This window comes from Haloarcula taiwanensis, assembly GCA_002844335.1.
GTDB classification, from domain to species: domain Archaea; phylum Halobacteriota; class Halobacteria; order Halobacteriales; family Haloarculaceae; genus Haloarcula; species Haloarcula taiwanensis.
The window spans coordinates 388,069-401,368 of the sequence record CP019155.1; the positions used below are offsets into that span (position 1 = coordinate 388,069).

A 13,300-nucleotide genomic window follows, 5' to 3' on the forward strand; every position below is an offset into this window, starting at 1 on the left:
CTGACCTGTCTCTCAAACAAAGAGCCTCAGAAACAGAGTATGAGACGTTCAGGACAGATTATTCGTGGACTCTGTATGCCATATAGACCAGTCTGTAACGGCCTCAAAATAGTCATGATTAATGAATCTCACTCCCGCCAAACTGGATGGCTAAAATAAGTCAGATTACAGTCGTAACCGTCAAAACCACAGTTTCCGTATGTCCGTGATCGGTATCGTGCCGTTCCATACGAGTCAAATTTGGTGTCTGACTGAAGTAGTCTCTCTATACGGCTGAGTATAGCGTCCTGTGCTCAAGATGCGGATCAACCACGCTATACGATATCTTGCCTCAAGGTAGGATACTCTTACTCCTATCATGTATTATTAACTTAAGATAAGCTAACTGCCTGTAAATATCTTTAGTTGGTAATTAAAATGGGTCAAACTCACTTTGACTGGTAGCATCAGTAAATACGGGACCTACACCAGCGGTGAGTGTGATGAATACCGAATCGGAGCAAAGTAATAAGTCATTAACTGAAGAAGCGGACGGAAAGAACGGGCGGAACAAATCACTTGACGGGGGCCAACAAGGTACGATTAACCGCAGGGCATATCTCAAAGCGGGTGCTGTCACAGTCGCCGCACTTGTCGGTGCGAACAGCGTCGCTGCAACCGCATCGTCTCAGCAGACGCAGTATATGACTGATTTCAGTGAGTACGCGCTATGACTGAAGACATAACCGAGCACGGTGCGGTGGCGAACCCGGACGACCCTTCGTTCGATGCGGCGAAACGTAACTGGAAGGCAGTGCTTGACGCGGCAAATGCTACTGGCGACGGTGGCGAAATTTACGTCCCAGAGGGAACGTTTTATTTCGCTCGTGACAGTCGGTCTTCGTTCTTTGAGTTCGGTGGGCAGGAGCCCGCCGGCATATCAATCACCGGGGCCGGTCCAGAGCGGTCAGCGCTAGGGGTGAGCAGGCACACCGACGCGTCATCCCACCCGATCCAGACAGGATTTTACTACGACGATGGTGCCGATCATGGCACGGTCACAATCCGTGATATACGGCTGGATGGGAACTACGAGAATCTACCGGACCTTCGCGGTGCTGGCGGGGGTTCTAGATGTATGAATATCGCTGGCAGTGGAGATGTACATTTCTCGAATGCGCATATCCGCGGCTGGTATCAAGAGGCTATCCTTGGCCGGGACGTGCTACGGACCGTCGACCGGTGTACGTTTGAAGATAACGCCATTGCGGACCACAATTATTCGGGTGGCGGACACATCGGTCACCACATCACCACTCATGCGAGCGAGGGCAACCCTCTCACAGTGACGAACTCCCATTTCATCGACTGTTCCGGGAGCGCAATCGATGTCCGGTTTAACACTGGCGAGATACGGATGCGAGACTGTTACGTGACAGGGACGGGTGCCAACCTGTGTAAGTTGAGCGCCTCCTCGCTGTTCGATGTCCGACGAGTATACCATCGCGCCAACACGCCTTCGCTCGAATCCAAACTTGATGAGAAGTCGGGCGAGAATTTTTATGGCCGCTGTTTCATCAACAGGCTGTCCGACCGCACCGGCGGTGTACCGACAGTGTATCTCGAGAATGTCGAAACCAGAGACCACATGGGATACGCTATTCAGGCCGCCGCCGGACAACTGAATCTTCAGGGTGACAATTTTGCGATTCACAACGCAACGTTCGAGCTAGCTGACGAAGTGTTCCGTGACCGTGACGGGGCGCATTTCTCCGATGTGGCTCTCGACCGCGTGTCAGTGCACAACTGCGAGCGGGAATTGTTCGGCACGCAGGACTCGGACGGGGCTATCAAGACACTCGCGCGTGATAGGAACGGCGGTCTCGGCGACACCGGCGCTATTACGATTGAGGCTGACGAGCAGGGTGCCGACCCGCTCACACCCGATGTGCCGACTGCTTCCGATGTCGGTATCAACTCGGCGTCCGATGACTCTGGGCAGGAAACGACCACTACCTCAGAGCCACCGTTGTTCGATCACTGGACACCGCAGTGGTCCAGTTCCACGAGTGATTGGAGTGTCGACACCGGATCGCAGTTCGCAGGAAACTCTGCTCTCGCCTTCGAGAACACTGACGGGAACCGTACCCGATACGCTATTTCCGCGGACAATGTCGGCCGACCGGCGGACGTTGAGGTACTAGATAAGTTTCGAGTTCCATCGTTCGCTGCGGAGACAGAATACGGGTTCCACGCACGGGTGTATCTCCGTGGCTCGACGGTTGACGGTAATGCCAACGGCTACTGGATAGAGGTCGAAGACCGTGCAGACGCGTTCCGTCTGGGTAAATACACTGATGGGAACGTGAGAACGATTGCCCGATTCGGCACGCCACAGGAGAATGAATACTTCTACAGGCGGTTCCGTGCCGAGGGGTCCGAGCTGAAAGCGAAGGTGTGGCCTGCTGGGACGGACGAACCAACCGAGTGGGATGTTGTCGAGACTGACAGCGACCACGCTGACGGCTGGGTTGGGCTGGGGTCGTTCGACCCGCAACCCGTCGAAACGGACGTGTTCAGTGCCGTGACTGGCGGTGCCACCGCTCAATTCCTTGGCTCCGAGACGACAGATACGACGCCGTCTGTATCCTGGGCAACGCCGACTGATGGTGAGGTAGCGAGTGGCGAGGTGACGGTACAGATCGCAGCAAACGACGAGGAAGATGCGGCAGACGCACTGACTGTAGAACACCGCCTCGGCGACGCTAGCTGGAATACGGCCACATACAACGCTGAGACTGGGTATTTCGAGGACACGTGGGACACGACAGGAGTTGACGGGGGCGACTACCGACTCGAAGCGCGTGTGACCGACTCCGCCGGAAACGACGCCACTGCCTCGGCCACCGTAACCGTAGACAACGGGACGGCTTTGAGCCCCCCGAAGATCGAAGCCGTCGAAGTGAACCGAACGAATACTGATGACTGGTCACGATTCGATGTTGACTGGACCGTTACGGACGCCGATGGGGACCTCGATATGGTCGTCACGACGCTCCTCTCTCAGGGAACAGTGGTGGCTGCCGATAGCACCCGTGTCAGCGGGAAACAGGACAGTTACACGCACCGATTGCGAGACCGCGGTCAAGTCGACGAACTTCGGATCACAGTGAATGACGTCGAGAATCAGGTGGATAGTCTGAGCGAACCGCTGTAGCTCCTGCTCCGTGTTATTCATCTCCCTGTCTGTGGGGCGAAGTTACGATTCAATCGTCGAACGGTTTGTCACTCTTTGTAGCCGAGTTTGCGGAGTTGGAGTCGGACGTTTTCGGAAATTTCGCTCTCAGTAGCTGTAACTTCGGCGTTTGCTACCGACTGAATGTGGTCGTCTAAAGCCCCGGCCAGCCTGTCGTATGCGACAGACTCAATGTCGTCTGGTTGGTTGATCTTTTCCGGTTCGGAGTGGCGCCTGCAAAAAATCTCCTCACCCGTCTCCAGATCCCTGATGAGCTTATACTCTCCGTCAGTTCCCATTAGTCCGCCGTCGTCGTGGTCGTAGCTCTCCGTGAATGCGATACGGTCGCTGGTAGCATCAAAATTTGGTCCGGCGATATCTCGTCCGTCGACTGACTCTGGTGCCTCGATACCGGCTCTTTTCAGTATCGTCGGGACTAGATCGACATGTGAAACCGGGGTCTCTATCTCCCCACCGCTAATCTCAGGTCCATCAATCATCATTGGAACATGAACGTTCTCCTCATAGAGAGCGCTTCCCGGATGAAAAACAAGTCCCTTCTCGTTGAACGCTTCGCCATGGTCCGACGTGAACACAAGGAGTGTCTCTTCGAGACCGAGCGTCTCGTCGAGTCGCTCTAGCAGGTTCCCAAGCTGCCGGTCGAAATACTCTATTTCACCACGATACAGACGCTCAAGGGAATTTATATCGCTCTCGGCGGCCTCGGACCGTTGTTGGTTAACTTTATGAAATAGTTTTACTGCCCGTCTCCGGCTGATTCCTTCACTGACTGTCCCCTCGTGAGGATAGTACGGATTATGCACATCCATGTAATGTGCCCATACGAAGACGGGTTTAGACTGCTGTTTGGTCCAGTTGACGATATGCTGATTCAACTCTTCGGCCGGCTTGTAGAGGTTACTACCAAGCTGAATCCCCAGCCGCTTACCGGCGTTCTGGTACGTCCAAAAAACGAGATCTGAGAGTTGCTCGGTAGCGACAGCCCGTTCCACGGCCGTGTTGAACAGAGACGTGAGCTTGGAGTCTGTGTCCCCATCTCCTCCACTGTCACGACCCAGATAATAGTCGAACCCTCTATCGTAGTTGTATGTCGGGCTTAGATACGTGTTCGAGTGAAAGCCACCTGTGGCGTACCCCTCTTCGGACAACCGCTCCGCAATATGCACTCGGTCCGGATCGAAGCCAGTCTCCGCTGATTCGAACGTCCAGGGATAGCTCCCGCTCAGAATCGAGAGAAACGATTGCTTCGTGTATGGCGCATTCGCGTATGCAGTGGAGCACGTGAGCCACTCTTCGGTCATCTGCGGAAGCGTTTCGAGCGAGTCAGGAGCCTTCTGCCCGGAAACATAGTCAGCACGCAGTGAATCGACGGTAATGAAAACGATATTTTTCATTGCCATTCCCTCCACTGGCCGGAGTTATATCCCACAAATCGAACCCGTTCGCGTTTCATCAAATAGTCTCTCGTGTGTATCCAATTTGGATTCGACATGGGTAGTTTAGCAACATTCAAGGAAATAATTATACGTTCCCTAACCGAGTAACACGCCAACTCCGACGTTATCCCCACTTGATACGGATTATGAATCAATATCTCACAGAACTACTCGACTACCCGTTCCAGATGTCGGAGTTCTGATCAGTGTGACATCAGTTCGGACTCGCCGTCGTTCCGTCATTCGCGGTAGCATTAACGAGATATTGCGTATAATCGCCGTTGTCGTACAGTCGGTTGACTGTCTGGTCCCGTTCGAGTTGATCGAAATCACCGGGTGTGTATCGCCATCGGTCACGATAGCCCGGGAAAAGCTCTGGATACGTGATCCGGCCCTTCCGTGTGATTGTAAGGTAGTGGTCGGAGTCGTAACTACTCCCGAGATACTGTCGGGTGGTGTAATTGAAATGACTCGGCGGTGTCCCTTCGTCGAAGTTATCCGCTGTCTGAACACCGTTCCGGTAGTCGTGATGTCGATGAAAGGTGATCCCGAAGCGGTCGAGATTTTCGGTGGCCTCGCCGTGGCCCATCAGCCATGCGCTCCCCTCAATTTCCATCTCGGTTACCTGTGGATTCCGTTCAGAACTCAGCGGCGATTTATACACGCTGAATGTGGAAAGGCTTGCGAGCAGTAGGAGAACTACCACAGCTGTCGGCCAGAACCCTACAGTCCGTCCGATCCGTCTCTCGCTCCAGTCGACCTTTCTCCAGCTGACATACAACAGCTGTCCGACCAATATGATAGCGCCGATCTTAGCGATCTGGAATGGTCGGTTCGGCGGGACGATGAGGTCCGAGACTAGGAATAACAATCCTCCAAAGCTGAATACGACCACCGCCCCGGTAAACAGGCCGAGGTGTGGTGTTGGGACATATCGACCTTTCCAGACCAGAGCAGCTACAGCGACGGTAAATGTGAACCCGAGCCCAAACAGCATGAATTCTACGCCATACTTGAACAGTATCACTCGAAGAATATCGATTAATGCCGGTGAAGATTCTTGAATAGTTTGCTGATAAGCGGCCACCGGCGGTTCCCCTTGATCGACACCGAACAGAGTGGTGTAGATCCGCTTGAAGCGCAGAAGGATACCCGCGTACTGCGTGTACCAAACCGCAAACAATGCTACTGAGAGCGAAAAGAGATTTTTCGTTGTGGGGAGTGGACCGCCCATACCCGGAACGTGATTGCTCCCGCGATATAGGACGAATGTCCCGATGACAAAAAGCGCAGTTAGCGGGTGATAGAATGTCTGTGCGAAGAGTGCGATCACGAAAGCGGTTCGGGTTGCAGGTGCGGCGCTTTGATCACTCTTGAAAAGAAGGTACAGCGAGAACGGTATCAGCATAACACTCAGTGCAAAGGGGCGGAACCCGAGATGTGCGAATCGAAGCACAGGGAGCATGACGAACGGGAGTCCAAAGAGCATCTCTTGTCGGGAGTCGAACACGGTCCGCAACAGATAGAACATCGCTCCGTAATATAGCAGAGAAAACATGGGAGACAGCACCATCACGACCGTCATCCAGCCAAGACCCGTCGCATCGGAAACAGTGACAGCCAGAACGTGGGCTGGCGGGTAGATGTTGGCGCCGATCTCGCCGGTGACAACAAAATCGCGGATATACCCGAGATGTGACATAGGGTCTTCACGCCCATACATCTGATACCCACGCAGGAACGGCATGAGAAAGAGGACTAAATTAGAGAGAATCATGAGCGCGAGTGCCGGTCGCCACGTCGTATCCGCGCGCTCAGCCGCGCTCAAGAGTATAACAAGGCCGCCCACGAACAGCGCACCGACGATCGAGACCCAAAAATACGACGGGAGAGCCCCGTAGATGGATATTTCATACTTGGTTGCCGATGGCACCGTAGAAACGACTGCGACCGCAACCATGAGTAGCCCTGTCCCGAGGAGCGTAAGTAGTTCAAGATGCCGGGTTCGGCTCATCGGTGTCGCCTCCTGAGATTTCGCTGGAAGAACCACATCGTCGAGCGAGAGTAATGTTGATCAAGAGCATCAGATGATCCTTCACTTGATCGTGCTTGCATATCTTCCCCTTTCCGAATTGTATACATTGTTATGCGATCATTTAGCTGTCTCCACAGGGCCGCCGGAAGAATCTGCGGTCCGTCCGTGACGGTTCCGCTCCTGTCCGGTGTGCCTACTTGACTGACTGTGACATGGTCTATCTCACTATCACTCCACGGTGGGAATGAAAACGACAACAGCGGTTCAGTTGAGCCGATGCCACAGTGTCCGGTTTCCCGATGGTACGTCGTCGCTGTCATGCTGGAAGCCAGGAGAGTTTAGGTGCCGGAAGCGGGACCGTTAGTTACCTTCTGTCGGAGAGAGGCAATCGATTCATAAGACCATCTCCCACCGAGCGACGCAACCAAATGCGGATACACTGACCAGTACAACGGATTCGCGAGCGCGGATAAGAAAAAGTACTTCCTGGCCTCCCTGTAACGGTCGGCTCTAACCGCAGACCGTGCCAGCGAGCGACGCATTGTGGCTACGAACATCCGCTCATAGTAGAGTCCGTACTCCGCCGCAACCCAGTCATGTTTCGAGATGAGCAGTGGATAGGCCACGTCTCGCTTCTCTTCAAACTTTTTCGTAATGCTGTCGGGGAGTCCGGTCTGACGGTACGTCAGCGTCTCCCGAACTGGCTGGAAGTGGGCGTGCTGTGCTAGGCGGAAGAACCACTCGCGGTCTTGCCAGGCAGGCAATCTCTCGTCGGGTAATCCTGCAGTTTCTATGACCGTCGTATCGACCATAACCGACGAGAACTGACCGAAGTTCGTGCCGGTCAGGAGGTCCGTCATTACGTCGCCCGATGCGACTGGTGTCGACACTGTCGTGCCCTCTGGCCCGTCCTTCCGAACGCCGGTGTACACAACACCGGTCTCCGAGCCAGACTCCTGAAATGCTTGCACCTGCTTTGTAATCTTCGTCTCGTCCCACTGGTCGTCATCGTCCAGAAATGCGACGTACCGGCCGTCGGCGGCTCTAATACCCGTATTCCTGGCAGCGTTCGCTCCTCGGTTCTTGTCGTGACGGAGGATCCGAAACGAGTTGCCCACCGTCGGATCGAATGAGTCCAGCGTTTCTCTGACAGGAGTCGGAGATGCGTCATCGACGACGAGCAACTCAATGTTGTCGTACGTCTGCTCTAGAACACTCTGGATGGCGCTCGATAACCGTTCGTTCCGGCCGTACGTCGGAATGATTGCGCTCACGAGCGGCGTTGTCCCTCCTTCCGTGTCCACGGACTCATTCATGTGGCTTCGGTATTGGGGGTCGGGACCGACAGTGTTCACTATTCGGCACCTACTCGTGCTCCCAAACCGCAAGTCATCGGCTGGACATCTCGCTGGTACCACCCGGTCGCCCTCTCTTCCTGAAGAAACTCCCCTCGAAGTCTGGACAACGTCCCGACCAGTAGTCAGATACACGCCTGAAAAACATATCAATACCGGAGTCGACGGGGTAACTAGAGGTGTGCCGTCTGATGGATTATGTTACTCCCGTCAATAGATACCAGAATAGGTTAAGAAGGGAATAACAATGCTATCAATCACAGCATATGTGGGTATGCTTACTGGGATCGCATCAAGTGATCTGCCCTCCGACGATACATGACTTGATTTACACGTACAAAAACAATGACTGATGACTCAGGGTTGGCGTCGCAGATAGGCCGACGGAAGCTCCTTGCCCTCCTCGGATCAGCCGCGGTCACCGGTGGTGTTGCCCATCAAGTGTTTCGGGGTCGGTTTACCGGGCCCAGTGAGGAGCCACTGGCTAGTGTCAAAGGCACGCCGGAGGCAAAACCAGATCAGGAACATAAGCCAGAGACGAGCGGGGAGAACATCAGGGCGCACGGTGCGAAACCGAACCCGGGCGATCCGAGTATTGAGGCCGCAGAGAGGAATCTGAAGGCCCTCCAAACTGCTGCTCAAGCGGCTGGTGCTCACGGGTCTATTTACGTCCCAGAGGGAACGTACTACATTGGCCGTAGAGCAGCGCAGTACGAACCATTTAATCGGATCGGTGTCGACGGGGATATGCCACCCGGCATCTCAATCTATGGAGCCGGCCCACAGGCCTCGGAACTCGCTATTACAGAACGACTTCAGGCCGATTCACACCCGGTACAGACCGGCTTCCGCTATATGGACGATGTGGACCACGGTACGGTCGTTGTTAGGGATGTCCGGCTCAATGGAAACTATGAGAACCTCCCGAACCTCCGCGGTGCTGGTGGCGGATCAAGATGTATCAAAGTCGGTGGCGACGGTGATCTCCACCTATCGAACGCTCATATCCGCGGCTGGTATCAAGAGGCTATCCTTGGACGGGATGTGCTACGGACCGTCAACCGGTGTACATTCGAAGACAATGCCATCGCCGACCACAATTATTCGGATGGCGGACACGTCGGCCACCACATCACCACCCACGCGAGCAAAGGCAATCCCCTCAGAGTGACGAACTCTCGATTCATCGATTGTTCTGGAAGCGCCATCGATGTCCGATTTAACGCCGGCGAGATATCTGTCAGAAACTGCTATGTGACTGGTACTGGTGCGAATTTTTGTAAATTGAGTGCCGCATCCCTGTTGGATGTCCGTCGTGTCTTCCACCGCGCGAACACTCCCTCGCTCGAAGCGAAGCTTGATGACATCCCCGGACACGAGTTTGATGGGCGACAGTTCATTCAGCGTATAGCTTCCCGAGCGGACACCCCACCGACAGTACGTCTTAATGACGTTGTTACGACAAATATGACAGACTACGCGCTCCAGTGTCGGATTGACCAAATGACTATCGAGGGAGATATGATAGCAATCATTAAAACGAACATACGAGAAGACGATGAAGTTATCAGAGACCGGGATTCTGGATGGTTCTCGGATATCGATATCGACCGGCTCTCAGTCCATGAGTGCAATGGCATGGTGTTCGATCTGAGCTCATCAAATGGCACTATCCAGACCTTGGCACGGAACAATAATCAGGGAGGGCTCGGCAACACAGCTGACCTCACGGTCGAAACGGATGCGAAGGGGCAAGCACCGTTCGAGCCATCAGTACCGTCGCCATCGACTGTCGGAATCAACACTGCGTCACACTCAGTGGTATGGAGGTGATCTAGTATGCCTGCACTGAAACTCACTGCCAGTCACCGAACAGGGATTCACCGTAACTATCAGACATCTCAATCATGAATGGACCAGACACAGGTATCAGACGATTGACTCTCGCATCACCGAAATCGGACACAGAGCCTCGACTCCGCCGGTTTCTGCTGATTTATATCAGCGTGCTGGTATCGCTTTCGCTGGCGATGTGGTGGGTCGGGTTTACGGCATTCAGTGTCTACTATGTCATCGCCTTCCTGTGGTTTCTAGTCCTGAGCGTACTCCTAGTTTCGCCGAAGGCAGATATGAGGTGGACCCACGGTCTTCGATGGGCTAAATGGCTCGGCTGGATACTGCTTGTGTATGTCCTCTTTAGACGTGTGATGCCTGTTCTTTCATAGCGAAGAATCAGTTCAAATGTTAGACCGAATACATCGCGTAGCTTTGACCGTCACTGCGCTTATATATCAAAAGTATAATAACAAAACGTGGAATGTTAGCACTACTTGTGGATGGAAGGGTTCCTCTGAGCTCTGGATTGAAGACCTGCACCTCGACAGCCACATATCGGGTTGACGTAGAATCTGTAGGGTTCCATAGCATATATTGGGGTGCATATAACCCGAGAAGATCCTGTTTTCGACCGACCATCCGCAGAAATTGGTGGCTCAACATATGTATTCTGAATAAAGTAACAGTTAGGCCCCTACGCGTCAAACTCATCTATAATTGCCAGTTCAAGGATGACTTTAGCGCGATAGTTTCCCCCAGGAGCGTAGCATCCCAAAGTGAACAGCACATCCAAGATAGCTATAATTTTATTTGTTATTGTCTGTCTTCTAAACCATGCGTCAAAGAGAACACCAGTACCCGATGCATACTTAATGAGGCGCATTTCTAGTCAGCATTCATGTACGATGCGGTCGTAAGTGCGATGAACCACCCAGACCCCTTTAATCCCTACATGGGGCTGTTCAACTTCCGCTCTATCAAAGCGCTCAGTGCGAGAGACGCTAGTCTAGATGTTGTTACCCCTCGTCCGAGAGCGCCCCCGATCGGCCCCTATTCCGAGTTCAGTGATATCCCGAGTCGACATGAGTACAGCTCTCATGAGGTCCACTATCCAAGGTTCCTTTATTTGCTGCCACAAAAACTATTCAAATACACATTATCGTCGAAGTCGTTTTCGGAAATGCTTCCGAAATATGTCTCATCGAACTTTGAGACGCCAGATATCTGTCACGCTGGTCACATCCATTACGATGGTTACGGGCTGGTTCCGTACTGCAGGAGCAACGATATCCCGTTGACAGTCATGGGACGTGGAAAAATTTTGAATAACTTCTACAATCTCTCACAGATAAGCCGACGGAAGATCAGAGAGACTCTCGATTACGCGGATGGGATCTTTTGCGTGAGTGAATCACTCGCACGAATTGCCAACAATATTACCGAAACCCCGAAAGCCACTGTACTCCCCAACGGTGCGGATCCGTCACGGTATCCAACGGATAACGAGGCAACGATTCGACAGGAACTAGGAATCGACCAAGATACTACGCTTGTCATGTTCTGTGGCGGGTATACGGAACGGAAAGGGATCCTCGAAATTTGTGAGGCTCTGGATAACATTCGTAACGACGACGTAGCCTTTGTGTTCGTCGGTCATTACGGTGATCTCCGCACAGAACTCCTCGCCGAACTCAAAGCTAGCCATCACGAGAACTATCGAGTTCTCTGGGAAGTTCCGCCACTGGGCCTTCGTCGATGGTTCGCTGCTGCAGACATTTTCATGCTCCCGAGCCACGCAGAAGGCCGGCCGAACACTATATACGAGTCGATGGCCAGCGAAACAGCGGTTGTCGCCTCTGCTGTGTCCGGTATCCCAGAACAAGTTGTAGACGAGGAGACGGGTCTCTTGATCCCAAAAAAAGACTCCGATGCGCTTGCTACCGCTCTGAACAGTCTCATCGGTAATTCAAAAGAACGAGAACGAATGGGAACAAACGGAAAGGAACGGTTAGTATCGAAGGGCTGGACGTGGGAGGCACACGGGCAACGACTTGCGAACCTGCACGAAACAATCATCAATGACGGCCAACTCCCCGCAGCTGAAATCTTAGGCTAATGCCTGGCAGGTAGTGCTGTTAAGCTGTGAAGACGTGCTTTTCGAGGAAACGTTCGTACTCATCAAACACGGGTTTCGGCGAGAAGTCATCAGCGCGGGACCGCAACCGGTCAGAATCAGGCGGGTCAGCAAGCGTGTCACAGACTGCGTTGGCCAATCCATCCGTGTCGTCTATTGGGACAAGTGTACCATGCTCCCCATCAGAGAGGATCTCTCTGGGGCCGCTTGGACAGTCTGTCGACACGACCGGGCACCCAACCGCCAAACACTCGATCAATACCGTCGGTAATCCCTCATACTGGGACGAGAGGAGAAACACATCTGACTTTGTCATGTACCGATACGGGTTATCGACGAATCCGGGAAGAGACACCACATCTGATAACCCCAACTGCTCAACTGTCGTCTGAACTTGCGCTCTGCACGGTCCTTTACCCGCAATGACTGCACGCGCATTGGGGTTCCTGTTGACTACTTTCTCGAACGCATGGACCCATCCATCGAGATTCTTTTGCCGTGCGTGTCGCCCAACGAATAGGACGACATCTCGCTCATCGTTTTCTACCCACTCGTGCTCGACTGGTTGTCTGGCCCGACCACGAATCTGTTCGACATCCACAGGGTTGTGTAGGACAGAAATGTCTGATCGGTCGACTGGTGTTCTATCGACGAGGCTATCCGCGACGCCTTCGGAAACACTGATTATCTGATCTGATGCGGGGTAAAGTCTGGGAACGATCCGTCTGACGATCTGGTCTTTCGGTGTCGCCTCAACGTCGTGTCCGAACACGGAGTGTTGCGTCGGAATCACTGCAGTATCGGCGCTGAGGAACCGATTGATGGCGAGTGAGACAATGCTGGGGTGTTCAAGATGGGGAAACAACGCTGCTGGCTTTCGTTTATTTAAATATGTGGCCAGAAACGGTAGGTGCGCGGCCACCCCGACCACAGGCGTCTTCGATGGTGGCAGTTCGACGATAGACACCTGTTCGGATAATTCCGACCGAAGCTCACCGCTCGCCCGTGACAAGAGAAGATCAATGTCGTATCCTCGGGTGACCAGTCCGTTCGCGATTGTGATTGCGACCTGCTCTGCACCGCCAACGGAGAGATCTGGAATGAAAAATGCCAGCAGTGGTCGGTCACCGTCCATCGTGGTTACATTGTTTTGCTTGGGTACTGTCGAGACAGCAGAACCGGCCCCATCTGAAAGCGTCGACTCGTACATTGTCGTACTGATCCCGTCAGATAGTCTTTGTTAGTCACTGGGTTCCGAAATTGAATTCC

At 53.4% G+C, this 13,300-nt stretch carries 9 protein-coding genes; 5 read left to right on the forward strand and 4 right to left on the reverse strand.

Features of this window, described 5'->3' with window-relative positions:
• The first annotated feature begins 482 nt into the window (after positions 1-482).
• On the forward strand, positions 483-713 hold the full coding sequence (locus BVU17_16875) for a hypothetical protein (protein AUG49247.1): 231 nt from the start codon (positions 483-485) through the stop codon (positions 711-713).
• Complete coding sequence (locus tag BVU17_16880) at positions 710-3,196, forward strand: hypothetical protein (GenBank protein AUG49248.1); 2,487 nt, start codon at positions 710-712, stop codon at positions 3,194-3,196. Before BVU17_16875 ends, BVU17_16880 begins: the two co-directional genes overlap by 4 nt.
• A 68-nt stretch (positions 3,197-3,264) precedes the next feature.
• Here the strand turns inward: BVU17_16880 and BVU17_16885 are convergent, their stop codons facing one another.
• From BVU17_16885 to BVU17_16895, 3 genes are all read right to left on the reverse strand, one after another.
• A complete protein-coding gene (locus BVU17_16885) occupies positions 3,265-4,629 on the reverse strand; it encodes a sulfatase (GenBank protein AUG49373.1) in 1,365 nt (454 codons plus the stop codon).
• A 256-nt stretch (positions 4,630-4,885) separates the two neighbouring features.
• Positions 4,886-6,685 (reverse strand): hypothetical protein, encoded by a 1,800-nt coding sequence (locus BVU17_16890; GenBank protein ID AUG49249.1) that lies wholly within the window; start codon positions 6,683-6,685, stop codon positions 4,886-4,888.
• A gap of 359 nt (positions 6,686-7,044) precedes the next feature.
• The gene (locus BVU17_16895) at positions 7,045-8,022 is read right to left on the reverse strand and encodes a glycosyl transferase (GenBank protein AUG49250.1); all 978 of its coding nucleotides are present in this window, start codon (positions 8,020-8,022) and stop codon (positions 7,045-7,047) included.
• Positions 8,023-8,406: 384 nt separating this feature from the next.
• Here BVU17_16895 and BVU17_16900 point away from each other — a divergent pair, with 384 nt between their 5' ends.
• The 3 genes from BVU17_16900 to BVU17_16910 all read left to right on the forward strand — a co-directional run bounded on the left by BVU17_16900 (position 8,407) and on the right by BVU17_16910 (position 12,013).
• The gene (locus BVU17_16900; GenBank protein ID AUG49251.1) at positions 8,407-9,894 is read left to right on the forward strand and encodes a chitin-binding protein; all 1,488 of its coding nucleotides are present in this window, start codon (positions 8,407-8,409) and stop codon (positions 9,892-9,894) included.
• Positions 9,895-9,968: 74 nt separating this feature from the next.
• A complete protein-coding gene (locus tag BVU17_16905) occupies positions 9,969-10,286 on the forward strand; it encodes a hypothetical protein (GenBank protein AUG49252.1) in 318 nt (105 codons plus the stop codon).
• Between the two features lie 509 nt (positions 10,287-10,795).
• Positions 10,796-12,013 (forward strand): glycosyl transferase, encoded by a 1,218-nt coding sequence (locus tag BVU17_16910; GenBank protein ID AUG49253.1) that lies wholly within the window; start codon positions 10,796-10,798, stop codon positions 12,011-12,013.
• 19 nt (positions 12,014-12,032) lie between these two features.
• Here BVU17_16910 and BVU17_16915 read toward each other — a convergent pair whose 3' ends face one another.
• Positions 12,033-13,241: a glycosyl transferase gene (locus BVU17_16915; GenBank protein AUG49254.1), complete on the reverse strand. Its 1,209-nt coding sequence runs from the start codon at positions 13,239-13,241 to the stop codon at positions 12,033-12,035.
• Positions 13,242-13,300: the final 59 nt, after the last annotated feature.